This window comes from Pseudomonas sp. HLT2-19-2, from assembly GCF_054898005.1.
This window is the reverse complement of sequence record NZ_CM142712.1, coordinates 1,169,587-1,194,905: the sequence shown is the minus strand read 5'-3', so window position 1 is coordinate 1,194,905 and position 25,319 is coordinate 1,169,587. Positions and strand designations below refer to the sequence as shown.

Sequence of the window (25,319 nt, the reverse complement as noted above, 5' to 3'; positions counted from 1 at the left end):
CAAAAGCTCCTCATTTGGCGTCTTTGCTTACGGTATTGAGCAGAAATTTACCGATCAGGTCCTCAAGCACCAGCGACGACTGCGTGTCGTGGATGGTTGAACCATCCTTGAGCAAGGTTTCTTCCCCGCCCACGCTGATACCGATGTACTTCTCGCCCAACAGACCAGCGGTCAGAATAGATGCAGTGGAGTCAGTCGGCAGGTTATCTACGCGCTTTTCCAGCTGCATGGTCACTCGACCGGTGAAACTGTCGCGGTCCAGATCGATCGCCGTGACCTTGCCGATGGTCACACCGGCCATGGTCACTTTAGCTCTGACAGTCAAACCGGCGATATTGTCGAAATACGCATAAGTTTTATAAGTATCGGTGGTTGCGCTCGGGGACAGGCCACTCACCCGCAACGCCAGCAACAGCAAAGCCAGGATGCCAGCCAGCAAGAAAAGGCCGACACCGATTTCCAGGGTGCGGTTTTGCATCAGAAATCTCCAAACATCAAGGCGGTCAGAATAAAGTCCAGGCCGAGTACAGCCAAAGAGGCATACACCACGGTCTTGGTAGTGGCACGACTGATCCCCTCGGAAGTGGGCTCGCAGTCATAGCCTTGGAATACGGCGATCCAGGTCACGACAAAGGCGAAAACAATGCTTTTGATGATGCCGTTGAGCACATCGTCAGCAAAGGTCACGCTGTTCTGCATGTTCGACCAGTAGGAACCTTCATAGACGCCCAGCCAGTCGACGGCCACCCATGAACCACCCCAGATGCCCACCACGCTGAAGATTATCGCCAGCACAGGAAGGGAAATGAAGCCGGCCCACAGGCGCGGGGCAATGATGTACTTGAGCGGATCGACACCAATCATTTCCAGACTGGACAACTGCTCGGTGGACTTCATGTTGCCGATTTCGGCAGTCAATGCCGAACCGGCGCGCCCGGCGAACAACAATGCCGTGACCACGGGCCCCAGTTCGCGCAACAACGTCAGCGCAACCATCTGGCCGACCGCCTGCTCCGAACCGTAGCTGGATAGAATATTGAAGCCTTGCAGCGCCAGCACCATGCCGATGAACACCCCGGAGACCACGATGATCACCAGGGACATCACGCCCACTGAATGCAGTTGCTTGATCAGCAGGCCAAAACCGCCACCAATGCCACCACGGCCGAGCAAGGCATGAAACAGGAATATCGCCGAACGGCCGAACACCCCCAGCACGTCAATGCCAGAGTGGCCGAACCGGCGAACCCGCTCTACTAGTGAAATCTTGCGCATCAACGCTTCCCCAGAAGATCTGCGCGGTAATCCGTCGCTGGAAAGTGATAGGCGACCGGACCGTCCGGCTCACCTGTCATGAATTGACGGATGCGTGGCTCCTGCGAGTTCATCAGTTCCTCGGGAGTGCCCTGCCCCAACACCTGGCCTTCGCCGACGACATAGATGTAATCGGCGATGCTCGCGGTCTCGGCCAGGTCGTGGGAGACCACGATACTGGTGATGCCCAGTGCATCGTTGAGCAGGCGGATCAGGCGCACCAGCACGCCCATGGCGATGGGGTCCTGGCCGACAAAGGGCTCGTCATACATGAGGATTTGCGGGTCGAGGGCAATCGCCCGGGCCAGAGCGACACGACGCTTCATGCCGCCGGACAACTCGTCAGGCATCAGGTCGATGGCGCCACGCAAGCCCACGGCCTGCAATTTGAGCAGGACAATGTCCCGGATCATTTCTTCCGGCAGTTCGGTATGAACGCGTAGCGGAAAGGCAACGTTCTCGAACACATCGAGATCGGTGAACAGTGCACCGCTCTGAAAAAGCACGCCCATGTGCTTGCGCGCATCGAACAGATCACTGCGCGACAGCTTCGGCAGGTTCTGCCCGTTGACCCATACTTCGCCTTTGGTCGGCCGCAACTGTGCGCCCATCAGCCGCAACAGCGTAGTCTTGCCACAGCCGGAAGGCCCCATGATGCCGGTGACCTTGCCGCGCGGGATACGTATATCGACGTTATTGAAAATGCTGCGCGCACCGCGCTTGAAGGTCAGTCCCTTCAGCTCGACCGCGTAGGCTTTATCGGCACTCATCTAAACTCCTTGCGATGCAGCCTCTCACTCGGACGCCTGACTTTCTGACGAAAGCACATACCTCCCGGGCAGGCCGAACTGGCGGCGAACTATATCACTGCAAATGCCAAGCGCCCAAGGCCCACGCCGGGCCATGTTCAGCAACATGACAAGGTAAAAGCTTCTATTCAGGGGTATTCGGTAACAGGGAATGACAAAGCGCGACGAACTTGCGTGAGGGTTTCGAGCATTACCGTTATAATCGCCGCCTTTTCATCAGGCTATACGATTTCTGACATGAGCCAATCCAGCGATCTGATTCAATCTGCTCAACGCACCATCCGCCTCGAACTGGAAGCCGTACAAGGCTTGCTACCCCGTATCGACGCAGATTTCGTACGCGCTTGCGAGATGATTCTGGCCAGCAAAGGCCGCGTGGTCGTGGTCGGCATGGGCAAGTCCGGGCACATCGGTAACAAGATCGCCGCCACCCTGGCCAGCACCGGCACCACGGCCTTTTTCGTGCACCCGGCCGAAGCCAGCCACGGCGACATGGGCATGATCACCCGCGACGACATCATCTTGGCGCTGTCGAACTCCGGCTCCACCCATGAAATCGTTACCCTGCTGCCACTGATCAAGCGCCTGGGCATTCAATTGATCAGCATGACCGGCAACCCTGAATCACCACTGGCGAAGGCTGCCGAGGTCAACCTCAACGTGCGCGTCGAGCACGAAGCCTGCCCGCTTAACCTGGCACCGACCTCGTCGACCACGGCCGCGCTGGTCATGGGCGACGCCCTGGCCGTTGCGCTGCTGGAAGCCCGCGGCTTTACCGCTGAAGATTTCGCCTTTTCCCACCCCGGTGGCGCGCTTGGCCGACGCCTGCTGCTGAAAGTGGAAAACGTCATGCACGCCGGGCGAGAGCTGCCGCAGGTTCAGCGCGGCACCCTGCTCAAGGACGCGCTGATGGAAATGACCCGCAAGGGCCTGGGCATGACGGCGATCCTCGAAGCCGATGGCAAACTCGCCGGGATCTTCACCGACGGCGACCTGCGCCGCACTCTGGACCGCACCATCGATATCCACCACGCGACCATCGACGAGGTCATGACTATTCACGGCAAGACTGCCCGTCCCGAGATGCTCGCGGCCGAGGCTCTGAAAATCATGGAAGACCATCGAATCAACGCGCTGGTGGTGGTGGACAAGGAGGACCGTCCGATTGGCGCCTTCAACCTGTCCGATCTGCTGCGCGCAGGAGTAATGTGATGAGCACCGACCTGTTGCAACGCGGCAAGAACATCAAGCTGGCGATTTTCGACGTCGATGGCGTACTGACCGACGGACGCCTGTACTTCCTTGAAGACGGCAGCGAATTCAAGACCTTCAACACCCTCGACGGCCAAGGCATCAAGATGTTGATGGCAGCCGGCGTGCAGACCGCTATCATCAGCGGCCGCAAGACCCCGGTGGTCGAGCGACGAGCGAAGAACCTCGGCATTCCACACCTGTACCAGGGGCGCGAAGACAAACTGGTGGTGCTCGACGAGCTTCTTGCCCAACTCAACCTAAGCTATGAGCAAGTCGCCTATCTCGGCGACGACCTGCCGGACCTGCCGGTGATTCGCCGCGTCGGCCTGGGCATGGCGGTGGCCAACGCTGCCAGTTTCGTTCGTGAACACGCCCACGGCATCACCCAGGCTCGTGGTGGCGAGGGTGCCGCTCGCGAATTTTGCGAATTGATCCTGCGCGCCCAGGGCCGCCTCGATGCGGCCAACGCCGCGTACCTGTGAGCCAACTATGCTGAGCAAAAAGATTCGCAAATTCCTGGTGTTTGGTTGCATCGCAGCGATATTCGCGGCGGTCGGCTACTGGAACATCAGCCCGGAACGCTTCCTCGACCAGCCCGTGGCAAAGGTCGATGAAACCGCGATCGACTATTACGCGGTCAACGCCCACAGCGTGCAGTACCTGCCGGACGGCAAACTGCAATACGAAATGACGTCCGACAAGGTCGAACACCTGAAGGCGACCGAAGTAACGCTGTTGACCAATCCGGACCTGAACCTGTTCCGCGGCACCGAGTTTCCCTGGCACGTCCAGAGCGAGCACGGCGAAGTGAACCCCGACGGCACTCAGGTCGAACTGATCGACTCGGTGCGCATCACGCGTTTCGACGAGAAAAACCGCAAGACGCTGATTACCACCACCCGCATGACAGTGTTCCCGCAGCAGCAATATGCGCAGACCGATCAACCCGTTAGAATCGACGGCGCTGGTGGTGTCTCGACTGGCAAGGGAATGAAGGCGTATTTGAAAGAAAGCAGGATACACCTGCTATCGAACGTAAGAGGACAGTATGAGGCTCGTTAAAACCCTCCCTATTTTGCTCGGTTTGGGCGCAGCACTGGGAAGCGTGAGCGCCTGGGCTCTGCCGGACGATCAACAGCAGCCTATCCGCATCCAGGCGGACGATGCCCAACTGGACGACAAGAACGGCATTGCCACCTATAAAGGTGACGTGATCATCACCCAGGGCTCGATGAAGGTCACCGGCAATACTGTGACCATGACCCGCACCCCAGCCGGCGATATCGACGTAGTGACTTCGGTGGGCAACCTCGCCTACTTCGAGCAACTGCAAACGGCAGGCGATACAAAGCCGGTTCAAGGCTATGGCGTCACTATCCAGTACCACGCCTCGCAAGACCGTGTCGTGCTGATCGACCGCGCCAAAGTCATCGACAAGGACGGCAACGTGACCCAGGGCGAGAAAATCGTCTATGACACCAACAAAAAGCTTGCCAGCGCCGGTCGCGCTACGGGCAGCAAGGTCACCGAGTCGCGTCCGCGGATCGACATGGTGATCCAGCCGAAAAAGAAAACCGAAGAGCAAAAGGCCCCGTAATGGCAACTCTGAAAGCTCAGCATCTGGCCAAGAGCTACAAGAGCCGTCAGGTCGTGCGCGACGTCAGCCTGTCGATCGACAGCGGTCAGATCGTCGGCCTGCTGGGTCCCAACGGCGCCGGCAAGACCACCTGTTTCTACATGATTGTTGGCTTGGTACAGGCCGATCAGGGCCGCGTACTGATTGACGATCTGGATGTTAGCCACCAGCCTATGCACGGTCGTGCGAAGGCCGGTATCGGCTATCTTCCGCAAGAAGCATCGATCTTCCGCAAACTCTCGGTAGCCGACAACATCATGGCAATCCTCGAGACCCGCAAGGAGCTCGACAAGACCGGTCGTCGCAAAGAGCTGGAAAGCCTGCTGCAGGAATTCCACATCAGCCACATCCGCGACAACCTCGGTATGAGTCTGTCCGGCGGTGAACGCCGCCGCGTGGAAATCGCCAGGGCACTGGCCACCAACCCGAAATTCATCCTCCTCGACGAACCGTTCGCCGGCGTGGACCCGATTTCGGTGGGCGACATCAAGCAGATCATCTATCACCTCAAGGCCAAGGGCATTGGCGTATTGATCACTGACCACAACGTCCGTGAAACCCTGGATATCTGCGAAACCGCTTACATCGTCAACGATGGACAGCTGATTGCCGAAGGTGACTCTGCCACCATCCTGGCCAACGACCTGGTCAAGGAAGTGTATCTGGGCCATGAGTTCCGCCTGTAAGCACTGAGGTGCCTGGCTAGTCGACCGAGCGCTTGTCTCGATAAAAATGAATAGTTTTTTATTGTTACAGCGCTCTAGGCAAACGTTGCAGTTTCAGGCATATAATTTGCTTATGTTTGGCGCTTCGGCGCCCTGTAGTGGATGGCGCATGTGCGCCGGCGAATAAGGTGTTAAGCCCCTGCCATGAAACCATCGCTAGTCTTGAGAATGGGCCAGCAGCTGACGATGACACCGCAGCTGCAACAGGCCATCCGCCTGCTCCAATTGTCGACCCTGGACCTGCAACAGGAAATCCAGGAGGCCCTGGAGTCCAATCCGATGCTCGAACGCCAGGAAGAAGGCGACGACTTCGATAACGCCGACCCCTTGGCCGACAAAGCCGAACAGCCTCCCAACGCCGATGTTTCGGAACCCTCCTACCAGGAAACCGCCCCGACGGTGGACAACCTCGAGGAAGGTGACTGGAACGAGCGCATTCCCAACGAACTGCCCGTCGACACCGCGTGGGAAGACGTCTACCAGACCAGCGCCAGCAGCCTGCCGAGCAACGACGACGACGAGTGGGATTTCACCACCCGTACATCGGCCGGCGAAAGCCTGCAAAGCCACTTGCTGTGGCAACTGAACCTGGCACCGATGTCCGACACTGATCGCCTGATTGCCGTGACCCTGATCGACTGCATCAACAATCAGGGCTACCTGGACGAAACCCTCGAGGAGATTCTCGAAGCCTTCGATCCAGAAATGAACATCGAACTGGACGAAATCGAAGCCGTCCTGCACCGCATCCAGCAATTCGAACCCGCTGGCATCGGCGCCCGTAACCTGGGCGAATGCCTGCTGCTGCAATTACGTCAGTTGTCCGCCAAGACCCCTTGGCTGGTCGAGGCCAAACGCCTGGTCACCGATTACATCGACCTGCTCGGCAGCCGCGACTACAGCCAGCTGATGCGTCGCATGAAGCTCAAGGAAGATGAGCTGCGCCAAGTGATTGAACTGGTCCAGAGCCTCAACCCGCGCCCAGGCTCGCAAATCGAGTCCAGCGAAGCCGAATACGTCGTTCCCGACGTGATCGTACGCAAGGACAACGAGCGCTGGCTGGTGGAGCTGAACCAGGAATCCGTGCCGCGCCTGCGGGTCAATGCTCAATACGCCGGTTTCGTGCGTCGCGCCGACACCAGCGCCGACAACACCTTCATGCGCAATCAGTTGCAAGAGGCCCGCTGGTTCATCAAGAGCCTGCAAAGCCGCAACGAAACCCTGATGAAAGTAGCCACTCAGATCGTCGAGCATCAGCGCGGCTTTCTTGAATACGGCGACGAAGCCATGAAACCGCTGGTCCTGCATGACATCGCCGAAGCGGTGGGCATGCATGAGTCGACGATTTCACGGGTGACCACGCAAAAGTTCATGCATACCCCACGGGGCATATATGAACTGAAATACTTTTTCTCGAGCCACGTCAGCACCTCAGAGGGCGGTGAATGCTCGTCTACGGCGATCCGCGCGATCATCAAAAAACTGGTTGCTGCGGAAAATCAGAAAAAGCCGTTGAGTGACAGCAAGATCGCTGGTTTACTGGAGGCACAAGGCATTCAGGTGGCTCGCCGCACCGTCGCCAAGTACCGCGAATCCCTCGGGATCGCGCCTTCGAGCGAACGCAAGCGGTTGATGTAGAGCCACGCCACAGCGTTCCAGTGGCAGGCATTTCTGCCTGCCGCTTTATGCACTGGCAACGAAGGAGAGCTGTATGCAAGTCAACATCAGTGGACACCAACTGGAAGTGACCGAACCTCTTCGCACCTACATCGGCGAAAAACTCGAACGATTAGAGAGGCATTTCGACAAGATCACCAACGTGCAAGTCACGATGACGGTCGAAAAGCTCAAGCAGAAAATCGAAGCCACGCTGCATATTCCCGGCAATGAAGTGGTCGCAAACGCGGAGCATACCGATATGTACGCGGCGATCGACGCACTGACCGACAAGCTGGATAAACAACTTAAAAAGCATAAGGAAAAGACCCAAAGCCTCCTCCAGGGCGCGACCGGTCGTTAACACTCCCAACCCATGATCCGACTTGAAAGCATCCTGACCCCCGGCCGTTCCCTCGTGAACGTGCCGGGCGGCAGCAAAAAGAAAGCCCTCGAGCAAATTGCCAACCTTATCCACCGCGAAGTGCCGGATCTGGAGATGCAAGATGTCTTCGAGGCTCTGATTGCCCGTGAAAAACTCGGTTCGACCGGTTTTGGCAACGGCATCGCCATCCCCCACTGTCGCCTGAAGGGCTGCAACTCGCCCATCAGCGCCTTGATGCACCTCGACGCCCCCATCGATTTCGACGCCATCGACGGTGCTCCGGTTGACCTGCTGTTCGTTCTGCTGGTCCCGCAAGCTGCCACCGATGCGCACCTGGAGCTACTGCGCCAGATCGCCAGCATGCTCGATCGCAAGGAAGTGCGCGAAAAACTGCGCAGCGCTCCGAGCAATGAAGCCTTGTATCAGGTTGTCCTGGACGAGCAAAACGGTCACTAATCATGCGTTTGATCATCGTCAGTGGCCGCTCCGGCTCAGGTAAAAGTACCGCCCTCGATGTACTCGAGGATAACGGCTACTACTGCATCGACAACCTTCCTGCCGGGCTGTTGCCGGAGCTGGCCGAACGCGCGTTGATTCACACCGAGCTGGCACAACCGCTGGTTGCCGTGTCCATCGATGCGCGCAACTTGCCAAGTCACTTATCGCGGTTTCCCGAGCTGCTGGAAGAAGTGCGCAGCCGGCATATCCAGTGTGATGTGCTTTATCTGGACGCCGATGAAGAAACCTTGCTCAAACGCTTCTCGGAAACCCGTCGGCGTCACCCGCTGAGCAATGCCGATCGCTCGCTGGCCGAAGCCATCAACGATGAGACCGCCTTGCTCGGGCCGATTGCCGACCTCGCCGATCTCAAAGTAAACACCACCAACCTGAACCTGTATCAGCTACGCGATACCATCAAGCTGCGCCTGCTGAACCAGCCGGAGCCCGGTACTGCGTTTCTGGTGGAGTCTTTTGGTTTCAAGCGTGGCATGCCGGTGGACGCCGATCTGGTGTTCGACGTGCGTTGCCTGCCCAATCCCTATTGGAAACCGGAATTGCGCGATCATTCCGGGCTCGATCAACCGGTCGCCGATTACCTGGCGGCCCAGCCGGATGTCGAAGAGATGTACCAGGACATTTCCACGTACTTGCTCAAGTGGCTGCCACGCTTCGCCGCCAGCAACCGTGCTTATGTCACCATTGCCATTGGCTGCACCGGCGGACATCACCGCTCCGTCTACCTGACCGAACGTCTGGGCCAGGCCTTGCAAAAAAACCTGAAGAACGTCCAGGTTCGCCACCGCGACCTCAGCTAAAGGATTCACACCGCGATGCCTGCTCTGGATATCGAAATCATCAACAAACTGGGCCTGCATGCCCGCGCTTCTGCAAAATTCGTTGGCGTTGCCGGTGAGTTCAAGGATTGCACGATCCGGGTCGGACGAACTCCCGAGTCCATGGTAGACGGAAAAAGCATCATGGCGATGATGATGCTCGCTGCCGGCAAGGGAACAATAATTCACCTGAGTACCGAAGGTGAGCAAGCTGACGAAGCCTTGCAGGCTTTGGTGGATTTGATCAAGGACTACTTCGGCGAAGGTGGTTAACCACTCGCCTAGGCGAGCGCTGTATCCATCACCATCATCAAACAAAACCCGATCAGCAGCCCAAGACTTGCAAGCCCAGCAAGATGCCGAAACTGATCAGTCCGCTGGCCACCCAAGGCGTCAGCCCCAGGTTTTCAGCAGCTGAGATTCCCGGAATAATCAACGAAAACGCTATCGCCGCGAGCATCAACCCGGCCCCGAAGCCAAGCAGTGAATCACTGACCGCCTGGGGCATCTGCCGAATCACCAGCACAGGCACCGCGCCCAAGGCAGTGCCCAAGGCGCATATCGCCCCACCTTGCACGGCGCGCAGCAGTTTCGGCTCGAGGTCCAGCCATGCCAGCCCCTGCGCAACCAATAACGTCATGCCCGCCAGCAGTCGGTGTATTCCAGAGCCACATCGATCACCGGGCGGCCTTGCTGATAAGCCTTCTTTGCGATCTCTGCGGCTTTTTGGTAACCAATGATCGGGTTGAGTGTGGTGACCTGGATCTGGCGACTCATCCAGCGCCAGCTTTCGAGGTAAGGCGGCTCGTGCAAGGCAGAACTCATGATCCGGGCTCATCCGGTAATGAGATTTATTGTTAGATGATAATTAGAACCAAAACAACCCCGAGAAAATCAACACACAAAAAAGGCGCGCCGCCCAACGATGGGTGGCGCGCCTTTTTGAGTAACGGTTAAGCGTTAGCTGCCCGCCACCGTCATCCGCTCGATCAGCACCGAACCTGTGCGAATGTTGCTGCGCAATTCCAGGTCATTACCCACCGCAACGATCTGTTTGAACATGTCACGCATGTTGCCAGCGATGGTCACTTCCTGGACCGCGAACTGGATTTCACCGTTCTCCACCCAGAAACCCGCAGCGCCACGGGAGTAATCGCCAGTGACCATGTTCAGGCCCTGGCCCATCAACTCAGTCACCAGCAGGCCGCGGCCCATGCGTCGCAGCAAGGCTGCCTGGTCTTCGTCGCCATGGGTGACGAACAGGTTGTGCACGCCGCCGGCATTGGCGGTGCTCGGCATGCCCAATTTGCGACCGGAATAGGTGCCGAGGATGTACGACACCAACACCCCGTTTTCGACGAACGGCTTGGCATAAGTTGCCAAACCATCGCCATCGAAAGCCGAACTGCCCATCGCACGCATCAAGTGCGGACGCTCATCGAGGGTCAGCCATTCCGGGAACAGCTTCTGCCCTAGGGTTCCTTCAAGAAACGACGATTTGCGATACAGACTGCCGCCGGAAATCGCCGAGAGGAAACTGCCGAACAAACCACCGGCCAGTTCCGCGGAAAACAGCACCGGCACTTCGCAGGTCGGCACCGGACGCGCACCCAGACGGCTCGCTGCCCGTTGCGCGGCACGTTGGCCGATGCTCACCGGGTCGGCCAGCAAGCTCCCCTGACGGTTCACGTCGTACCAGTAATCGCGCTGCATCTGGCCGTCTGCTTCGGCAATCATCACGCAGCTCAGGCTGTGCCGGGTCGACGCGTAACCGCCGATGAAACCGTGGCTGTTGCCGTAAACACGGCAGCCCTGGTGGGTGCTGAGGGTGGTGCCGTCGGCGTTCTTGATTCGGCTGTCGGTGGCAAACGCCGCCGCTTCACAGGCCAGGGCCTGCTCAATGGCTTGCTCCGGGGTGATGTCCCATTGATGGAACAGGTCGAAATCCTGCAGATCCTTGGCCATCAGCGCGGCGTCCGCCAGGCCCGAAGCTTCGTCTTCGGAAGTGTGCTTGGCGATGGCCAATGCGGCGGCGACGGTTTCGCGAATCGCCTCCGGACCGCTGGCGGACGTGCTCGCCGAGCCCTTGCGCTGGCCAGCGTACAAGGTGATGCCAAAACCCTGATCGCGGTGGAATTCGACGGTTTCGACTTCACGCTGACGCACCGTGGTGGACAGGCCCTGCTCCAGGGACACGGCCACTTCACAGGCACTGGCACCCTGGCGCTTGGCTTCAGCGATGATCTGCTCGACTTGTTCTTGCAGTGCCGGCAACGCTTGTGGGCCGACGCTTTCAACTGCACTCATGCTGTTCTCCACTCAAATTCTGCTTTCGGCTGGGGCCTTCGAGCGACCGGGCCGGACAAGCGGCCCCCGACTGGTTATCATGGCGGCGTTTCTTTGCGGACTGCCACCATGGTTGATTCTTACGACGACTCCCTCGATACGGGAGAAAAAAGCAAATCTCAGGTTAAACGCGAGCTTCATGCTCTGGTTGACCTTGGCGAGCGCCTTACAACACTCAAGCCTGACTTGCTGGCAAAGCTGCCGTTGACCGACGCTTTGCGCCGGGCTCTGGGCGATGCCTCCAAGCACACCGCGAACATCGCGCGTAAACGGCACCTTATGTTCATCGGCAAACTGATGCGCGATCAGGACACTGACGCCATTCTGACTTTGCTCGATCAACTCGATGCCTCCACTCGGCAGTACAACGAACGTTTCCATGGCCTGGAACGCTGGCGCGATCGCTTGATCGCTGGCGACGACGGCGTCCTGGAGAAATTCGTTGTCGACTACCCGGAGGCTGATCGTCAGCAATTGCGCTCCCTGATCCGTCAGGCCCAGCACGAACTGGCGACCAACAAGCCACCGGCATCGAACCGTAAAATCTTCAAGTACATCCGTGAGCTGGACGAGACTCAACGCGGTTTGCGTTAAATCTCGAATCGGGTGAGCTGCATTGCAGTTCACCCGAAGCTCCATTCGTCAAGATCCTGTGCCACCCACAGTAATCGCATCGATTTTCAGCGTTGGCTGGCCGACACCCACCGGCACCGACTGCCCATCCTTGCCACACGTCCCCACGCCGCTGTCCAGCGCCAGATCGTTACCGACCATCGACACCTTGCTCATGGCTTCCGGGCCGTTGCCGATCAACGTCGCGCCTTTGACCGGGGCAGTAATCTTGCCGTCTTCGATCAAGTACGCCTCGCTGGTGGAAAACACGAACTTGCCGCTGGTGATGTCCACCTGACCGCCGCCAAGGTTGGCGCAGTAGATGCCGCGCTTCACCGAGGCAATGATTTCTGCCGGATCGCTTTCGCCAGCCAGCATGTAGGTGTTGGTCATGCGCGGCATCGGCAGGTGCGCGTAGGATTCGCGGCGACCGTTACCGGTACGGGCCACGCCCATCAGGCGGGCGTTGAGTTTGTCCTGCATGTAGCCTTTGAGTACGCCGTTTTCGATCAGCGTGGTGCACTCCGTCGGCGTGCCTTCATCATCGACGCTCAGGGAACCGCGACGACCGGCCAGCGTGCCGTCATCGACGATGGTGCAAAGCTTGGACGCAACCATCTCGCCCATGCGCCCGCTGTAGGCGGAACTGCCCTTGCGGTTGAAGTCGCCTTCCAGGCCGTGGCCGACCGCTTCGTGCAGCAACACGCCGGACCAGCCGGAACCCAGCACTACCGGTAATGTACCGGCCGGCGCAGGGATGGCTTCGAGGTTGACCAGAGCCTGACGCAACGCTTCACGGGCATAGCCCATGGCGCGGTCGTCGCTGAGGAAATAGCGGTAATCGGTACGACCGCCACCGCCATGACCGCCGCGCTCACGGCGACCGTTCTGCTCGACGATCACGCTGACGTTAAAGCGCACCAACGGCCGTACATCGGCGGCCAGGCCGCCATCAGTGGAAGCCACGAGGATTCGCTCCCAGACGCCGGCCATGCTCACGGTGACTTGCTGGATACGCGGATCGAGGGCGCGAGTCGCGACGTCGATGCGTTTGAGCAATTCGACCTTCTCGGCACGGGTCATCACTTCCAGTGGGTTGTCCGGCCCGTACAACTGGGCGACATCCTGAGTGGTGAATGCTTGCACCGTGCCATTCTGCCCGGCGCGGGAGATCGAACGCGCGGCACGGGCCGCAGCGCCAAGGGCTTCGAGGGTAATGGCATTGCTGTAGGCAAAACCGGTTTTCTCACCCGATTGCGCTCGCACACCGACACCTTGGTCGAGGTTGAAGCTGCCTTCCTTGACGATCCCGTCTTCCAGCGCCCAGGACTCAGAGATCTGCCCCTGGAAATACAGGTCGGCGGCATCGATGCCCGGGCCGGCCAGATCGCCGAGCACACCTTGCAGACTCTCGATCGTTACGCCGCCGGGCGCCAGGAGGTGTTCACTGACTGAGGACAACAACTCGCTCATATGCTTTACGCCTTAAATTCGTCGTTCTGAGGCAGGTCGCTGTGCGCCCTGCGAGAAAAAGCGCCGGTGACTGGACACCGGCATCCGCGCCCGAATGGACGCCTGTTCGCTGCTATCGCGTTCGGCCAGCAGCACGGCCTCGCCTTGGTCCTGCTGCGCCAACACACGTCCCCACGGGTCGATGATCGCCGCATGACCCCAGGTTTCTCGCGGCCCCGGATGGGTTCCACCCTGAGCGGCCGCGAGCACATAACATTGAGTCTCGATGGCCCGCGCGCGAATTAATACATCCCAATGCGCCGCGCCGGTTACCGCGGTAAAGGCCGACGGCGCGGTAATCAACTCCGCACCGGCAGCGCGTAATTCGCTGTACAGCTCCGGGAAACGCAGGTCGTAACACACGGTCAGCCCGACTCGACCGACGGGCGTGTCCGCCACCACCACCCCACTGCCATAAGCATAGTCGTCGGATTCGCGATAACGCCCGCGATTGTCCGCCACATCGACGTCGAAGAGATGCAGCTTGTCATACCGTGCAACGGTTTCGCCGTGGTCATCCACCAGCAGCGAGCAGGCGTGCACCTTCGCCATCGGCTGGTCTACCGGCGGCAACGGCAGCGTGCCGGCCACTATCCATAACTTGAGGTCGCGGGCGGTCTGTTTCAACCATGGCAGGATCGGGCCTTCGCCCGACGCCTCGGCGCGGCCGATGTCGCCAATGTCGCGACGGCCCATGGCGGCGAAGTTTTCCGGCAGGACGGCGAGTTGCGCACCACCGGCCGCCGCCTGCTCGAGCAGCCGACGGGCCTGGGCCAGATTGGCCAGCACATCGCTGTGGCTGACCATTTGAATCACCGCTAAAGACATGGCGCGCTCCTTCATCGCTTTTTTATAAGGGCAGGCCACCATGCTACTCCATAGGCTTGAGGAGTGTGTTTTCAAAGAGTGAGTCAAAAAGGTTTGTCGAAGGTGATTTTCGGCTCTTTCCACGGACCCTTGACGGTATATTTGACGCTCGCGAAACGCGCCACGCGGTCACCGATCAGCTTGTCGATCAGGAACAGCGCGCCGCCGATAGCCGGTGCGCCGACAATCAGTGCAGCAATCGGCAGGTTATTGGTCACAGGCAAAGTCACCAGCAACTTGGCATCAACCTTATCGCCCACCAGGTCCAGGGTGCCAGCGAGCTCAATATTGCTCGATGGACCGGTCATCAGGATCGGCTCACGCGTCACGTATACGCCGTTGGTCGCGACCAGCAGGCCTTTGACCCGGTCGTAACTCAAGCCTTTGCCGAACAGGTCGGAGAAGTCCAGGCGCAGCCGGCGGCCGATGGAGTTGAAGTTCAGCAAGCCAAACACTCGCAACGCTTGGGCACTGCCCTCAATTTCAACAAACTGGCCTTTATTCAGCGAAGCATCGAGGGTTCCGGAGAAGCGCTTGGTAGCCAGCCAGGCCGGCGAACCAGGCCAGCGACCATCGACATCCATATGAAATTCTTCACTGGTGACACTTGGCGCAAAGCCCCAGCCCTTCAGCACATCGGCGAGATTCTTGCCGCTGATCCGGCCCTTGTACCAACTGCTGCTGGAACCGGGCATGCCTTCCCAACCGCCGCTGCCCTGCAAGAGAATACCCTTGAGGCCCAGATCCAGTGTGGCAAGCGCAATGCCCTTGGCGGTAGGACGGATTTTCAGGTACCAGGCCCCGACGAGGTCCTTTCCCTGGAACAGCTGATTGATGGTGATATCCAACGCAGGAATCTTCGTCGGATCCACCGAGGCCAGCGGATCCGGCGAGTTTTCGTCGGCCAGAACCGTCGGGTCTGGCGCCGGCAATCGCACGTATTGCAGATTGATCGCAATCGGCGCGGCTTTCGCATCGGGGAGGCTGGCGACGCCCCTGACCTGCTGGCTATCGAGTTGCAAGGCCCACGCGGCAGGTTTGCGGTTCAACTGTACGGAAGCCTGATCGAGCGTGGTACCGAAACCGCTGAGTTTGCCGACCTTGAAGTCGGCGCTGCTGAGCAACTGTTTGGCGCTGCCGCCCGGATCCTTGCCAGCATACTTGTCCACCAGATCCTTCCACGGGCCGACATCCAGTTCCGACAGCACGCCTCGCACTCGCAAGCCCTTGGCACCGGGCAACACAGCATTGCCGCCCCCCAGGAACAACTCGCCACGTCCGTCGGCAAAATTGCCGGCCGGTGCCGCAAACGTGAAGCTCGCCAGATCACCGTAGCTGACCCAGTAGCGCCGCTCCGGCCCCTGCAGGGTCATGCGGAACGTGGTATCGCGGCCCATGTCGGCAGCCAAGCCGAACGGTGCCGGCAAATCGATTGCTACGCCCTTGAGGTTGGAGTTGACCATCAATTGGCTGTCGGCACCCTCAAGGTTCAGTTGCAGCTGATAAGGGATCACACCGGCCACTGGCACCGGCTGAGTAACGCTCAACCAATCAGTAAGTTTCTTGACCTCGACCTGACCCGAAGCGGTGACGCGAGTCTTGAGGTTGCCCGAGCTGCCATCGGCGTAAATCTGTGCGGTGACAGGTTTATCAAAGGCGCGTGCGGTGATGTTTTTCCCGCTCAACCCCTTGGTGCTGTCGAAACGAAAATCGCCCTTGAGCTGAGTCAGCTCCAAGGTTGGCTCGGCCAGTTTCAGACGGGCTTTGGCGGTCTTGAAGTCGACGAGGATCTTCGGCTGCTCGCCTTTGGCCAGCGGAATATCCAGTTTCAGCTTGCCCTGCAGATCGCCCTCACCTTCCCAACCGGCAAAGGTAGCTGCGGTACCGATTGGCGCCTCTAGGAGAATCTTCAGTCCATCGCCCAGCCCGCCGGCGAATCCACCGTCTAGGAACAGGTGGACGTTTTGGCCCGCAGGCACATGGGGAATATTGACGTAAATGTCGCTGACCTGGGTATTGAGCAACTGGCCCTTGCTGGCCAGTACCCGCACGCCGCTGTCTTCAACAAACACGTCACCCGTGACCTTGCTGACAGGTGGCCAGCCTGGCTGGAAGGCCAGTTCGGCATCGTGAACCTTGAAGAATAGGCTGATGCTGCGGGCAGTATCGGCGGCACCGTGGTTCAACGAACCCTGGTACTGGAAGAACCCTTCGTCCACCGCACCTTTGAGAATTGCCGTACGCAGCCATTCGTCCAGCGCCGGGCTGAGCATTTGCGGCAGGTACTTGGCGGTGTATCGACCGTCGCCGTCCACCAGACCGACCCGCAGGTCCATGTAGTCTTCCTGGGTGTGATCGAAATGCAGGCGGATCAGAAAGTCGCCGGCAATCTTGCCTTCTTCACCCAGTACCTTCAGGTACGGCGCGATCAAGGTGAAGGCGTCTTTGTCGAGTTTCCAGGTCAGTCGGGCATTGGCCTGAATGTACTGCCATGGCTTGGCGAAGATCGGGTCCAGGTGCAAGGAAAAATCCTGGCTGTCCATGCGCAGCTCGCCACCACCCAGATCACCGCTGATGCTGCCACTGACATTCCGCGCGGCCGGGGCACCGTGATAGGCATCGAAGCCGACCCGATCCAGGTTGGCGGCAAAGCCGAACTTGCTGTCGTCGGTGGCATTGGGCCGGAAGTCGATCAGCACGTTGCGCAGGCCACCTGTCACTTTGAGTCGCTCGACGGCCGTGGCAACGCCTTCGGGCAGCGGCCCCAAGGCATTCAGTAACGGGGTGATCGGGGTGAGGTCGAGGCGATCGGCTTGCAGATGCCAAAGCTCTTCAATCTTGTCGGTAGCCGCGCTTTGTTTGAGTTGCAGATGCGTTTCCCAGCGGGTATCGCCGAGGTTCATGGCCAGGGAATCCAGGGTTACCAGGACGCCTTCGGCACCGCGCTGGAAATAGCCGTTGAGTGCCAGATTATGGATCTGGATCGGCTTGCGCTCGGCGTAGGCACCTTTGAGTTGCGGCGCGTTCAAGCGTATCGCACCACTTTGCAGGGCGCCGTTGCCCCAGTTCACCCAGAGCTCGCCACCGGCCTTGATCTCGGAGAAATTCCATTGCTGGGTCAGGCGCTCAGGCAACCATTTCGACCAGTCGCTTTGCGGCAGGCTCAGATAGGCATCCGCTTCACCGTCCTTCCACTCGCTGGCGCGTAGACGGGTGCGCACACTCATGGCCACCGGTTGGCCGTCGGGCAGGGTCAGGCGAACGTCGAGTCGCTGACGCGACGCGCCGGTTTTCAGATTCAGGCCGACGTAAGTCAGGGTCAGGGGCTGCTCTTGCAGAGGCTGCAAAGTGACCTGGCTATCGAGCACCGACAGCTGCTGAACCATTTGCATGCGATTGAGCAATTTTTCAGGATCCAGCGGCTGATCCTGCTGCACCGGCAAACCTTCAAGTGCCCAATGGCCGTCCTCGCCTTCTTTGAGGCTGATCTTCAGGCCGCTGAGTTCCAGGTGAGCGATGCGCACTTCGCGAGCCAGCAGGCTGGCCCACAGATCCGGCACCACGCGAACCTGATCCAGACGCAGGGCATTGGCGCCCTCGCCGACCATCACGTCGTGAGCCAGCATCATCGGCGCAAAGCCGCTCCAGTTGCCTTCCAGTTCACCGATATTTAGCGGCATGCCCAAGGCAGCACTGGCTTTGGCTTCGACTTCGGCACTGTATTCGGCCACCAGCGGCGTCAGCTCTCGGCCGAGGCTGACGTATAAAGCCATCAACACCAATACCAACGCGCACAGGCCCAGACCCCAGCGGGTCAATGCGGCCAAAATGCGTGTCAGACGCTCCATGTCAGTTGGCTCCCATGGCAAAAATACTGCAAAAAGCTGAAGCCAGCCGTTCTAGCAGGGTCGAAATACAGCGATTCAGAGCAGCACCACGTCGTATTGTTCCTGGGAATACATGGTTTCCACCTGGAACCGAATGGTGCGCCCGATAAAACCTTCGAGCTCGGCGACATTGCCCGATTCTTCATCGAGCAGACGGTCGACCACTTTCTGGTTTGCCAATACACGATAGCCTTCCGCCTGATAGGCGCGAGCCTCTCGGAGGATTTCGCGGAAAATCTCGTAGCAAACGGTTTCCGGAGTCTTGAGCTTGCCGCGACCCTGACAGCTGCTGCACGGCTCGCACAGCACTTGTTCGAGACTTTCGCGGGTGCGTTTGCGAGTCATCTGCACCAGGCCCAACTCGGTGATGCCGATGATGTTGGTCTTGGCGTGGTCGCGCTCCAGTTGCTTCTCGAGTGTGCGCAACACCTGACGCTGGTGCTCTTCATCTTCCATGTCGATGAAATCGATGATGATGATCCCGCCCAGGTTGCGCAGGCGCAGCTGACGAGCGATGGCGGTTGCCGCTTCGAGGTTGGTCTTGAAGATGGTTTCTTCGAGGTTGCGATGACCGACAAACGCTCCGGTGTTGACGTCGATGGTGCTCATGGCTTCCGCCGGATCGACCACCAGATAACCGCCAGACTTCAGCGGGACTTTGCGTTCCAGGGCTTTCTGGATTTCGTCTTCGACGCCGTACAGGTCGAAGATCGGCCGTTCACCCGGGTAATGCTCAAGACGATCGGCGATTTCCGGCATCAGTTCGGCGACGAACTGTGTGGTTTTCTGGAAGGTTTCCCGGGAGTCGATCCTGATCTTCTCGATCTTCGGGCTCACCAGGTCACGCAAGGTGCGCAGCGCCAGGCCCAGATCTTCGTAGATCACACTGGGTGCGCTGATGGTTTTGATCTGTTCGTTGATCTGATCCCAGAGACGGCGCAGGTAGCGAATGTCCATGAGGATTTCATCGGCGCCAGCACCTTCGGCGGCGGTACGCAGGATGAAGCCTCCGGCCTCTTTGATGCCTTCTTTGGCCACGCAATCGGTGACCACTTGCTTGAGTCGATCGCGCTCGGCTTCGTCTTCGATTTTCAAAGAAATACCGACGTGCGCAGTGCGTGGCATGTACACCAGATAACGCGACGGAATCGACAGCTGAGTCGTCAGGCGTGCGCCTTTGGAGCCAATCGGGTCCTTGGTGACTTGCACCACCAGGCTCTGGCCTTCGTGAACCAGAGCGCTGATGCTCTCCACCGCAGGGCCTTCGCGCAGGGAAATTTCCGAGGCATGAATGAACGCGGCGCGGTCCAGACCGATGTCGACGAATGCCGCCTGCATGCCCGGCAATACTCGCACGACCTTGCCTTTATAGATGTTGCCGACGATCCCGCGTTTTTGCGTGCGCTCGACGTGGACCTCTTGCAGGACACCGTTTTCAACCACCGCCACGCGCGATTCCATCGGCGTGATGTTGATCAGGATCTCTTCACTCATGGCAGGGTCTCGTTCAGGCATGTTCACGATAATGGCCGCATCTTGTCAGTACGACGCTCAACGCGCGTTAAGGGTTTGCCAACAGGGTATGCCGAAATGGCCGAGCAGCTCAGCGGTTTCGCACAGCGGCAACCCGACCACCGCCGAGTAACTGCCATTGAGGCCGGCGACAAACACTGCGCCGAGCCCTTGAATGCCGTAGCCGCCGGCCTTGTCCTGCGGCTCGCCGCTGGCCCAGTAGGCCATCGCTTCATCACGACTGATGTTGCGAAAACGCACCAGACTGCGCACGACCCGAGACTCGCAACGCTCACCATCGAGCACCGCTATCGCCGTCAGGACTTCATGTTCACACCCGGACAACATCATAAGCATGGCGCACGCTTGCGCTTCATCAACCGGCTTGCCGAGAATTTTCCCGTCCAGCACCACAGCGGTATCGGCACCCAGCACGCAAAAATCTGCGTCAGACACGACAGTCCCGCGCCCGGCCTCGGCTTTGCCGCGCGCCAGGCGCTCGACATAGGCCGACGGGGATTCATCTTTTAAAGGGGTTTCATCGATGTCCGCACTGATGGCGCAGAACGGCACGCCGATCTGCGTGAGCAGTTCACGCCGACGCGGAGAGCCTGAGGCGAGATACAACTGTTTCATCAAGACATCTCCCTGTCTAGTGGCAAATGCCTGACCGAATTAATTGATTTTGTAGCGTCGACGCAAACCGCGCAAACCGTAGCTGATCCACGGCCACAGCAATGCACTGACCAGGGCCGGCAAGACCAGCGCCAGCGTCGGCTGACGATTGCCGGTCAGGGCGCTGAGCCATAGTTGTACAAGCTGCGCGAGGCCGAAGATCACCAGGATCACCAGGCTCTGTTGCCACATCGGGAACATGCGCAGGCGCTGTTGCAGCGCCAGCACCAGATACGTGATCAGCGTCAGGATCAACGCGTTCTGACCCAGCAGCGTGCCATAAAGTACGTCTTCGGCCAGGCCCAGGCTCCACGCGGTGACCATCCCGACTTTCTGCGGCATGGCCAACGCCCAAAATGCCAGCAACAGGGCCAGCCACAGCGGACGAAGGATTTCCATGAATTGCGGCAGCGGCGAAACGCTGAGCAGCATGCCGATGGCGAAGGTCAGCCAGACGATCCAGCCGTTTCGGGATGCAGTAGCACCAACCATTATTCTCGTCCCCCAGTGGTAGCCGGCGCAGAGACAGGCGGTTTGGAAGCAGGCTTCACGGCAGTGGGTTGCGTGGCCGGCGGTTTGGCAGCCGCAGGTTGCGTCGCGGGCGGCTTACTGGCGACAGGTTTCGCGGCAACAGGATGAGATGCCGCTGGATTGGCCGGGGTTGCGGCAGCCGGGGCAGTCGTCGGCGCAACCGGAGTCGTGGGCGCAGCAACAGCAGCCGGGACGATGGCAGGTTTTGGCACGGTCGCTGGAATGATTGGCCCACCACCGTGCTGGTCCAGAGCCTCTTGAGCCTGGGCGGCTTCGTTGGCGCGCTCTTCGGCTGTGCGGCCATCGGTGAACACCAGCAGCAAGTAACGGCTGCGGTTCAAGGCGGCGGTTGGCACGGCACGCACAATGGCGAACGGCTGACCGGAATCGTGAATCACTTCCTTGACCGTCGCCACCGGGTAACCCGCCGGGAACCGCTGACCCAGACCGGAGCTGACCAGCAGATCGCCCTCTTTAATGTCGGCGGTATCGGCCACGTGACGCAGCTCCAGGCGTTCCGGGTTGCCGGTGCCGCTGGCAATCGCCCGCAGGCCGTTGCGGTTCACCTGCACCGGAATGCTGTGAGTGGTGTCGGTCAGCAGCAGCACACGAGAGGTGTACGGCATCAACTCGACCACCTGGCCCATCAGGCCGCGGGCATCGAGTACCGGCTGACCCAGGACCACACCGTCACGCTCACCTTTATTGATGATGATGCGATGGGTGAAAGGGTTGGGGTCCATGCCGATCAACTCGGCCACTTCCACCTTCTCGTTGACCAGTGCGGAGGAGTTGAGCAACTCGCGCAGCCGAACGTTCTGCTCGGTGAGGGCGGCAAGCTTTTGCATGCGGCCCTGCAACAGCAGGTTTTCGGTTTTGAGTTTTTCGTTTTCGGCGACGAGCTCGGTTCGGCTGCCAAATTGGCTGGACACACCCTGCCATAACCGCTGCGGCAGGTCGGTGATCCAGTAGGACTGCATCAGCACCAGCGACATTTGGCTACGCACTGGCTTGAACAGTGTGAAGCGGGCATCGACCACCATCAGCGCGACCGATAGCACGACCAGCACCAACAAGCGCACGCCCAGTGAAGGCCCTTTGGTGAAAAGCGGTTTAATAAGCCGCTCCTCCCAGGCAAATGTTCTCGTTATTCATACGGCATCAAACCGGCCTGGATGCAGACTGACAGAAGATAAACGCCAACAGGCAGCACTGCAAAGTGCTGCCTGCGCGCTCACAGCATAGATGCATCGGGCAAGATTACTCGCTCGACAGCAGGTCCATGGTGTGTTTATCCATCATTTCCAATGCACGGCCACCACCGCGAGCAACGCAGGTCAGCGGGTCTTCGGCAACGATCACCGGCAGACCGGTTTCCTGGGCCAGCAACTTGTCGAGGTCACGCAGCAAGGCGCCACCACCGGTCAGCACCAGACCACGCTCGGCGATATCGGAAGCCAATTCCGGAGGCGATTGCTCCAGCGCACTTTTCACAGCCTGAACGATGGTTGCCAAGGACTCTTGCAGAGCTTCCAGCACTTCATTGGAGTTCAGGGTGAATGCGCGTGGAACGCCTTCGGCCAGGTTACGGCCACGAACGTCGACTTCGCGAACTTCGCCACCCGGGTAGGCTGTACCGATTTCCTGCTTGATGCGCTCGGCAGTGGATTCGCCGATCAGGCTGCCGTAGTTGCGACGCACGTAAGTGATGATCGCTTCGTCGAAGCGGTCGCCGCCAACCCGTACGGATTCGGCGTAAACCACACCGTTCAGGGAGATCAGTGCGATTTCAGTGGTACCACCACCGATATCGACAACCATCGAGCCGCGAGCTTCTTCAACCGGCAGGCCGGCACCGATCGCAGCAGCCATTGGCTCCTCGATCAGGAACACTTCACGGGCACCGGCACCGAGGGCCGATTCACGGATGGCACGACGCTCAACCTGGGTGGATTTGCACGGAACGCAGATCAACACACGAGGGCTAGGCTGCAGGAAGCTGTTTTCGTGAACCTTGTTGATAAAGTACTGCAGCATCTTTTCGCAAACGCTGAAGTCGGCGATCACGCCGTCCTTCATCGGACGAATGGCAGCAATGTTGCCCGGCGTACGGCCGAGCATGCGCTTGGCCTCGGTGCCGACAGCGACGACACTTTTCTGGTTACCGTGTGTCCGAATAGCCACAACCGAGGGCTCATTCAGGACGATACCGCGCTCGCGCACGTAAATAAGGGTGTTGGCAGTGCCCAGGTCAATGGAAAGATCGCTGGAAAACATGCCACGCAGTTTCTTGAACATGGGAAAGGGACCCTAGGCAACGCGTGGGTAAAAAAGTGCGGCAAACTCTAACAACGACAGGGATTTTGGGCAAGGCGCCAATATGTTAAATTGGCCGCTTTTCTGTGCACCAACCCCCACAATCGCGGCCTTATGACCGTAGAAATGCGGTAGTGTTCCGACAATCTAACACACGGACGCCGTCCGTTCTGTTTTCCACTGGAGATTCCCATGGCGCTTGAACGCTCCGACGTGGAAAAAATCGCTCATCTGGCCTGTCTGGGCCTTAATGATGCCGATCTTCCACACATCACTTCGGCCCTGAACAGCATTCTGGGGCTGGTTGACGAAATGCAGGCGGTCAATACCGACGGTATCGAGCCGCTCGCCCACCCACTGGAAGCCAGCCAGCGCCTGCGTGCAGACGTCGTGACCGAGACCAATCATCGCGAGGCCTATCAGTCCATCGCACCAGCGGTCGAAAACGGCCTGTACCTGGTTCCGAAAGTCATCGACTAAAGGGAAAGAGCCTGCAATGCATCAATTGACTCTGGCCGAGATCGCCCGCGGACTCGCCGATAAAAAGTTTTCTTCCGAAGAGCTGACCAAAACCCTGCTGGCGCGTATCGTCCAGCTCGATCCGCAGCTCAACAGTTTTATCAGCCTCACCGAAGACCTGGCGCTCGAGCAGGCGAAAGCCGCTGACGCACGCCGTGCCAAGGGTGAGAGCGGTGCCCTGCTCGGCGCGCCGATCGCACACAAAGATCTGTTCTGCACCCAGGGCATCCGCACCAGTTGCGGCTCGAAGATGCTCGACAACTTTAAAGCACCGTACGACGCCACTGTCGTTGCCAAGCTGGCCGCTGCCGGGGCCGTGACCCTGGGCAAGACCAACATGGACGAATTCGCCATGGGTTCGGCCAACGAGTCGAGCTACTACGGCCCAGTGAAAAACCCGTGGAACCTGGAACACGTACCGGGCGGTTCGTCCGGCGGTTCGGCGGCTGCGGTTGCCGCGCGCCTGCTGCCTGCGGCCACCGGCACCGACACGGGCGGCTCGATCCGACAGCCCGCTGCACTGACCAACCTCACCGGCCTGAAACCGACGTACGGTCGCGTTTCGCGCTGGGGCATGATTGCCTACGCCTCTAGCCTCGATCAGGGCGGCCCTCTGGCCCGCACCGCCGAAGACTGCGCGATCCTGTTGCAAGGCATGGCCGGTTTCGACCCGCAGGATTCCACCAGCATCGACGAGCCCGTGCCTGATTACAGCGCCGGCCTCAACGGTTCGCTGCAAGGCCTGCGCATCGGCGTGCCAAAGGAATACTTCAGCGCCGGCCTGGACCCGCGCATCGCCGACCTGGTCATGGCCAGTGTCGAAGAGCTGAAAAAGCTCGGCGCCGTAATCAAGGAAATCAGCCTGCCGAACATGCAGCACGCGATTCCTGCGTACTACGTGATCGCCCCGGCGGAAGCCTCGTCCAATCTGTCGCGTTTCGACGGCGTGCGCTTCGGCCATCGCTGCGACCATCCGAAGAATCTGGAAGACCTGTACAAGCGCTCCCGTGGCGAAGGTTTCGGCCCGGAAGTGCAGCGCCGGATCATGGTCGGTGCCTACGCGTTGTCGGCCGGTTACTACGATGCCTACTACCTGAAGGCCCAGAAGATTCGTCGCTTGATCAAGAACGACTTCATGGCAGCCTTTAATGAGGTCGACATCATCCTCGGCCCAACCACGCCGAACCCGGCCTGGAAGCTCGGCGCCAAGAACAGCGACCCGGTTGCTGCTTACCTGGAAGACGTCTACACCATCACCGCCAACCTCGCCGGCCTGCCGGGCTTGTCCATGCCTGCTGGTTTTGTCGATGGATTGCCGGTCGGCGTGCAACTGCTCGCCCCGTATTTCCAGGAAGGCCGCTTGCTCAACGTTGCGCACCAGTATCAGTTGAACACTGACTGGCACACCCGCACCCCAACCGGCTTCTGA

Annotated in this window: 25 protein-coding genes and 3 pseudogenes; 13 read left to right on the top strand and 15 right to left on the bottom strand. The window is 59.4% G+C overall.

Annotated features, from left to right (window positions below):
- Positions 1-10 precede the first annotated feature (10 nt).
- Genes mlaD through ACYZTU_RS05485 form a run of 3 tightly spaced genes read right to left on the bottom strand, consistent with a single transcriptional unit; the run spans position 11 to position 2,084 of the window.
- A complete protein-coding gene (mlaD, locus tag ACYZTU_RS05495) occupies positions 11-478 on the bottom strand; it encodes an outer membrane lipid asymmetry maintenance protein MlaD (protein WP_131061201.1) in 468 nt (155 codons plus the stop codon).
- Positions 478-1,275 carry a lipid asymmetry maintenance ABC transporter permease subunit MlaE gene (gene mlaE / locus ACYZTU_RS05490; protein WP_461968567.1) on the bottom strand — a complete coding sequence of 266 codons (798 nt, stop codon included), beginning with the start codon at positions 1,273-1,275 and terminating at the stop codon, positions 478-480. The genes mlaD and mlaE overlap by 1 nt, the downstream gene beginning before the upstream one ends.
- Complete coding sequence (locus tag ACYZTU_RS05485) at positions 1,275-2,084, bottom strand: ATP-binding cassette domain-containing protein (RefSeq protein ID WP_059403257.1); 810 nt, start codon at positions 2,082-2,084, stop codon at positions 1,275-1,277. Before ACYZTU_RS05485 ends, mlaE begins: the two co-directional genes overlap by 1 nt.
- 276 nt (positions 2,085-2,360) lie before the next feature.
- On the opposite strand from ACYZTU_RS05485, the gene ACYZTU_RS05480 reads away from it, so the two are divergent.
- The 10 genes from ACYZTU_RS05480 (at position 2,361) to ACYZTU_RS05435 (ending at position 9,386) form a co-directional block, all read left to right on the top strand.
- Positions 2,361-3,335: a KpsF/GutQ family sugar-phosphate isomerase gene (locus ACYZTU_RS05480; RefSeq protein WP_461968565.1), complete on the top strand. Its 975-nt coding sequence runs from the start codon at positions 2,361-2,363 to the stop codon at positions 3,333-3,335.
- A complete protein-coding gene (locus ACYZTU_RS05475) occupies positions 3,335-3,859 on the top strand; it encodes a KdsC family phosphatase (protein WP_282375095.1) in 525 nt (174 codons plus the stop codon). Before ACYZTU_RS05480 ends, ACYZTU_RS05475 begins: the two co-directional genes overlap by 1 nt.
- A gap of 7 nt (positions 3,860-3,866) precedes the next feature.
- Positions 3,867-4,439, top strand: coding sequence for an LPS export ABC transporter periplasmic protein LptC (lptC, locus tag ACYZTU_RS05470; RefSeq protein WP_449643232.1), 573 nt, complete (start codon positions 3,867-3,869; stop codon positions 4,437-4,439).
- Entirely contained in the window at positions 4,426-4,974 is a 549-nt protein-coding gene (lptA, locus tag ACYZTU_RS05465) for a lipopolysaccharide transport periplasmic protein LptA (RefSeq protein WP_461968563.1), read from the top strand. Before lptC ends, lptA begins: the two co-directional genes overlap by 14 nt.
- The gene (gene lptB, locus ACYZTU_RS05460) at positions 4,974-5,699 is read left to right on the top strand and encodes an LPS export ABC transporter ATP-binding protein (RefSeq protein ID WP_282375090.1); all 726 of its coding nucleotides are present in this window, start codon (positions 4,974-4,976) and stop codon (positions 5,697-5,699) included. Before lptA ends, lptB begins: the two co-directional genes overlap by 1 nt.
- Before the next feature lie 183 nt (positions 5,700-5,882).
- On the top strand, positions 5,883-7,376 hold the full coding sequence (locus tag ACYZTU_RS05455; RefSeq protein WP_461968561.1) for an RNA polymerase factor sigma-54: 1,494 nt from the start codon (positions 5,883-5,885) through the stop codon (positions 7,374-7,376).
- Positions 7,377-7,449: 73 nt separating this feature from the next.
- Positions 7,450-7,758, top strand: coding sequence for a ribosome hibernation-promoting factor, HPF/YfiA family (gene hpf / locus ACYZTU_RS05450; RefSeq protein WP_007941242.1), 309 nt, complete (start codon positions 7,450-7,452; stop codon positions 7,756-7,758).
- 12 nt (positions 7,759-7,770) lie between these two features.
- A complete protein-coding gene (gene ptsN, locus ACYZTU_RS05445) occupies positions 7,771-8,235 on the top strand; it encodes a PTS IIA-like nitrogen regulatory protein PtsN (protein WP_449643230.1) in 465 nt (154 codons plus the stop codon).
- Positions 8,236-8,237: 2 nt separating this feature from the next.
- A complete protein-coding gene (gene rapZ, locus ACYZTU_RS05440; RefSeq protein ID WP_461968559.1) occupies positions 8,238-9,095 on the top strand; it encodes an RNase adapter RapZ in 858 nt (285 codons plus the stop codon).
- Positions 9,096-9,110: 15 nt separating this feature from the next.
- Positions 9,111-9,386 (top strand): HPr family phosphocarrier protein, encoded by a 276-nt coding sequence (locus ACYZTU_RS05435; protein WP_461968557.1) that lies wholly within the window; start codon positions 9,111-9,113, stop codon positions 9,384-9,386.
- A 73-nt stretch (positions 9,387-9,459) separates the two neighbouring features.
- Here the strand turns inward: ACYZTU_RS05435 and ACYZTU_RS05430 are convergent.
- The 4 genes and pseudogenes from ACYZTU_RS05430 to pmbA all read right to left on the bottom strand — a co-directional run.
- Positions 9,460-9,753 (bottom strand): annotated as a pseudogene (locus ACYZTU_RS05430) (ZIP family metal transporter); the annotation flags it as partial.
- A pseudogene (locus ACYZTU_RS05425) lies at positions 9,750-9,878 on the bottom strand (hypothetical protein); the annotation flags it as partial. The pseudogenes ACYZTU_RS05425 and ACYZTU_RS05430, both read right to left, overlap by 4 nt.
- A pseudogene (locus ACYZTU_RS05420) lies at positions 9,873-9,938 on the bottom strand (FagA protein); the annotation flags it as partial. The pseudogenes ACYZTU_RS05425 and ACYZTU_RS05420, both read right to left, overlap by 6 nt.
- A 135-nt stretch (positions 9,939-10,073) precedes the next feature.
- On the bottom strand, positions 10,074-11,420 hold the full coding sequence (gene pmbA, locus ACYZTU_RS05415) for a metalloprotease PmbA (protein WP_461968555.1): 1,347 nt from the start codon (positions 11,418-11,420) through the stop codon (positions 10,074-10,076).
- A gap of 108 nt (positions 11,421-11,528) precedes the next feature.
- On the opposite strand from pmbA, the gene yjgA reads away from it, so the two are divergent.
- Positions 11,529-12,053 (top strand): ribosome biogenesis factor YjgA, encoded by a 525-nt coding sequence (gene yjgA, locus ACYZTU_RS05410; protein WP_449643224.1) that lies wholly within the window; start codon positions 11,529-11,531, stop codon positions 12,051-12,053.
- A 48-nt stretch (positions 12,054-12,101) separates the two neighbouring features.
- On the opposite strand, the gene tldD is transcribed toward yjgA, so the two are convergent.
- The 8 genes from tldD to mreB all read right to left on the bottom strand — a co-directional run bounded on the left by tldD (position 12,102) and on the right by mreB (position 23,353).
- Complete coding sequence (gene tldD / locus ACYZTU_RS05405) at positions 12,102-13,544, bottom strand: metalloprotease TldD (RefSeq protein WP_033058018.1); 1,443 nt, start codon at positions 13,542-13,544, stop codon at positions 12,102-12,104.
- A gap of 12 nt (positions 13,545-13,556) precedes the next feature.
- Positions 13,557-14,411: a carbon-nitrogen hydrolase family protein gene (locus ACYZTU_RS05400; RefSeq protein ID WP_461968553.1), complete on the bottom strand. Its 855-nt coding sequence runs from the start codon at positions 14,409-14,411 to the stop codon at positions 13,557-13,559.
- 83 nt (positions 14,412-14,494) lie between these two features.
- Complete coding sequence (locus ACYZTU_RS05395) at positions 14,495-18,298, bottom strand: YhdP family protein (RefSeq protein ID WP_461968551.1); 3,804 nt, start codon at positions 18,296-18,298, stop codon at positions 14,495-14,497.
- A gap of 75 nt (positions 18,299-18,373) precedes the next feature.
- A complete protein-coding gene (rng, locus tag ACYZTU_RS05390) occupies positions 18,374-19,831 on the bottom strand; it encodes a ribonuclease G (protein WP_282375071.1) in 1,458 nt (485 codons plus the stop codon).
- 57 nt (positions 19,832-19,888) lie between these two features.
- On the bottom strand, positions 19,889-20,485 hold the full coding sequence (locus ACYZTU_RS05385; RefSeq protein WP_461968550.1) for a Maf family protein: 597 nt from the start codon (positions 20,483-20,485) through the stop codon (positions 19,889-19,891).
- Positions 20,486-20,524: 39 nt separating this feature from the next.
- Complete coding sequence (gene mreD / locus ACYZTU_RS05380; protein ID WP_461968548.1) at positions 20,525-21,016, bottom strand: rod shape-determining protein MreD; 492 nt, start codon at positions 21,014-21,016, stop codon at positions 20,525-20,527.
- Positions 21,016-22,173, bottom strand: coding sequence for a rod shape-determining protein MreC (gene mreC / locus ACYZTU_RS05375; RefSeq protein WP_461970967.1), 1,158 nt, complete (start codon positions 22,171-22,173; stop codon positions 21,016-21,018). The genes mreD and mreC overlap by 1 nt, the downstream gene beginning before the upstream one ends.
- A 142-nt stretch (positions 22,174-22,315) precedes the next feature.
- A complete protein-coding gene (gene mreB / locus ACYZTU_RS05370; protein ID WP_002555108.1) occupies positions 22,316-23,353 on the bottom strand; it encodes a rod shape-determining protein MreB in 1,038 nt (345 codons plus the stop codon).
- 210 nt (positions 23,354-23,563) lie between these two features.
- On the opposite strand from mreB, the gene gatC reads away from it, so the two are divergent.
- Positions 23,564-23,851, top strand: a complete 288-nt coding sequence (gene gatC / locus ACYZTU_RS05365; protein WP_007901429.1) for an Asp-tRNA(Asn)/Glu-tRNA(Gln) amidotransferase subunit GatC — start codon at positions 23,564-23,566, stop codon at positions 23,849-23,851.
- Between the two features lie 16 nt (positions 23,852-23,867).
- Entirely contained in the window at positions 23,868-25,319 is a 1,452-nt protein-coding gene (gatA, locus tag ACYZTU_RS05360; RefSeq protein WP_461968546.1) for an Asp-tRNA(Asn)/Glu-tRNA(Gln) amidotransferase subunit GatA, read from the top strand.

Bases quoted from the DNA above. Each gene is read 5' to 3' on its own strand.
- mlaD (WP_131061201.1), bottom strand. From the start codon at position 478: ATGCAAAACCGCACCCTGGAAATCGGTGTCGGCCTTTTCTTGCTGGCT.
- mlaE (WP_461968567.1), bottom strand. From the start codon at position 1,275: ATGCGCAAGATTTCACTAGTAGAGCGGGTTCGCCGGTTCGGCCACTCT.
- ACYZTU_RS05485 (WP_059403257.1), bottom strand. From the start codon at position 2,084: ATGAGTGCCGATAAAGCCTACGCGGTCGAGCTGAAGGGACTGACCTTC.
- ACYZTU_RS05480 (WP_461968565.1), top strand. From the start codon at position 2,361: ATGAGCCAATCCAGCGATCTGATTCAATCTGCTCAACGCACCATCCGC.
- ACYZTU_RS05475 (WP_282375095.1), top strand. From the start codon at position 3,335: ATGAGCACCGACCTGTTGCAACGCGGCAAGAACATCAAGCTGGCGATT.
- lptC (WP_449643232.1), top strand. From the start codon at position 3,867: ATGCTGAGCAAAAAGATTCGCAAATTCCTGGTGTTTGGTTGCATCGCA.
- lptA (WP_461968563.1), top strand. From the start codon at position 4,426: ATGAGGCTCGTTAAAACCCTCCCTATTTTGCTCGGTTTGGGCGCAGCA.
- lptB (WP_282375090.1), top strand. From the start codon at position 4,974: ATGGCAACTCTGAAAGCTCAGCATCTGGCCAAGAGCTACAAGAGCCGT.
- ACYZTU_RS05455 (WP_461968561.1), top strand. From the start codon at position 5,883: ATGAAACCATCGCTAGTCTTGAGAATGGGCCAGCAGCTGACGATGACA.
- hpf (WP_007941242.1), top strand. From the start codon at position 7,450: ATGCAAGTCAACATCAGTGGACACCAACTGGAAGTGACCGAACCTCTT.
- ptsN (WP_449643230.1), top strand. From the start codon at position 7,771: ATGATCCGACTTGAAAGCATCCTGACCCCCGGCCGTTCCCTCGTGAAC.
- rapZ (WP_461968559.1), top strand. From the start codon at position 8,238: ATGCGTTTGATCATCGTCAGTGGCCGCTCCGGCTCAGGTAAAAGTACC.
- ACYZTU_RS05435 (WP_461968557.1), top strand. From the start codon at position 9,111: ATGCCTGCTCTGGATATCGAAATCATCAACAAACTGGGCCTGCATGCC.
- pmbA (WP_461968555.1), bottom strand. From the start codon at position 11,420: ATGAGTGCAGTTGAAAGCGTCGGCCCACAAGCGTTGCCGGCACTGCAA.
- yjgA (WP_449643224.1), top strand. From the start codon at position 11,529: ATGGTTGATTCTTACGACGACTCCCTCGATACGGGAGAAAAAAGCAAA.
- tldD (WP_033058018.1), bottom strand. From the start codon at position 13,544: ATGAGCGAGTTGTTGTCCTCAGTCAGTGAACACCTCCTGGCGCCCGGC.
- ACYZTU_RS05400 (WP_461968553.1), bottom strand. From the start codon at position 14,411: ATGTCTTTAGCGGTGATTCAAATGGTCAGCCACAGCGATGTGCTGGCC.
- ACYZTU_RS05395 (WP_461968551.1), bottom strand. From the start codon at position 18,298: ATGGAGCGTCTGACACGCATTTTGGCCGCATTGACCCGCTGGGGTCTG.
- rng (WP_282375071.1), bottom strand. From the start codon at position 19,831: ATGAGTGAAGAGATCCTGATCAACATCACGCCGATGGAATCGCGCGTG.
- ACYZTU_RS05385 (WP_461968550.1), bottom strand. From the start codon at position 20,485: ATGAAACAGTTGTATCTCGCCTCAGGCTCTCCGCGTCGGCGTGAACTG.
- mreD (WP_461968548.1), bottom strand. From the start codon at position 21,016: ATGGTTGGTGCTACTGCATCCCGAAACGGCTGGATCGTCTGGCTGACC.
- mreB (WP_002555108.1), bottom strand. From the start codon at position 23,353: ATGTTCAAGAAACTGCGTGGCATGTTTTCCAGCGATCTTTCCATTGAC.
- gatC (WP_007901429.1), top strand. From the start codon at position 23,564: ATGGCGCTTGAACGCTCCGACGTGGAAAAAATCGCTCATCTGGCCTGT.
- gatA (WP_461968546.1), top strand. From the start codon at position 23,868: ATGCATCAATTGACTCTGGCCGAGATCGCCCGCGGACTCGCCGATAAA.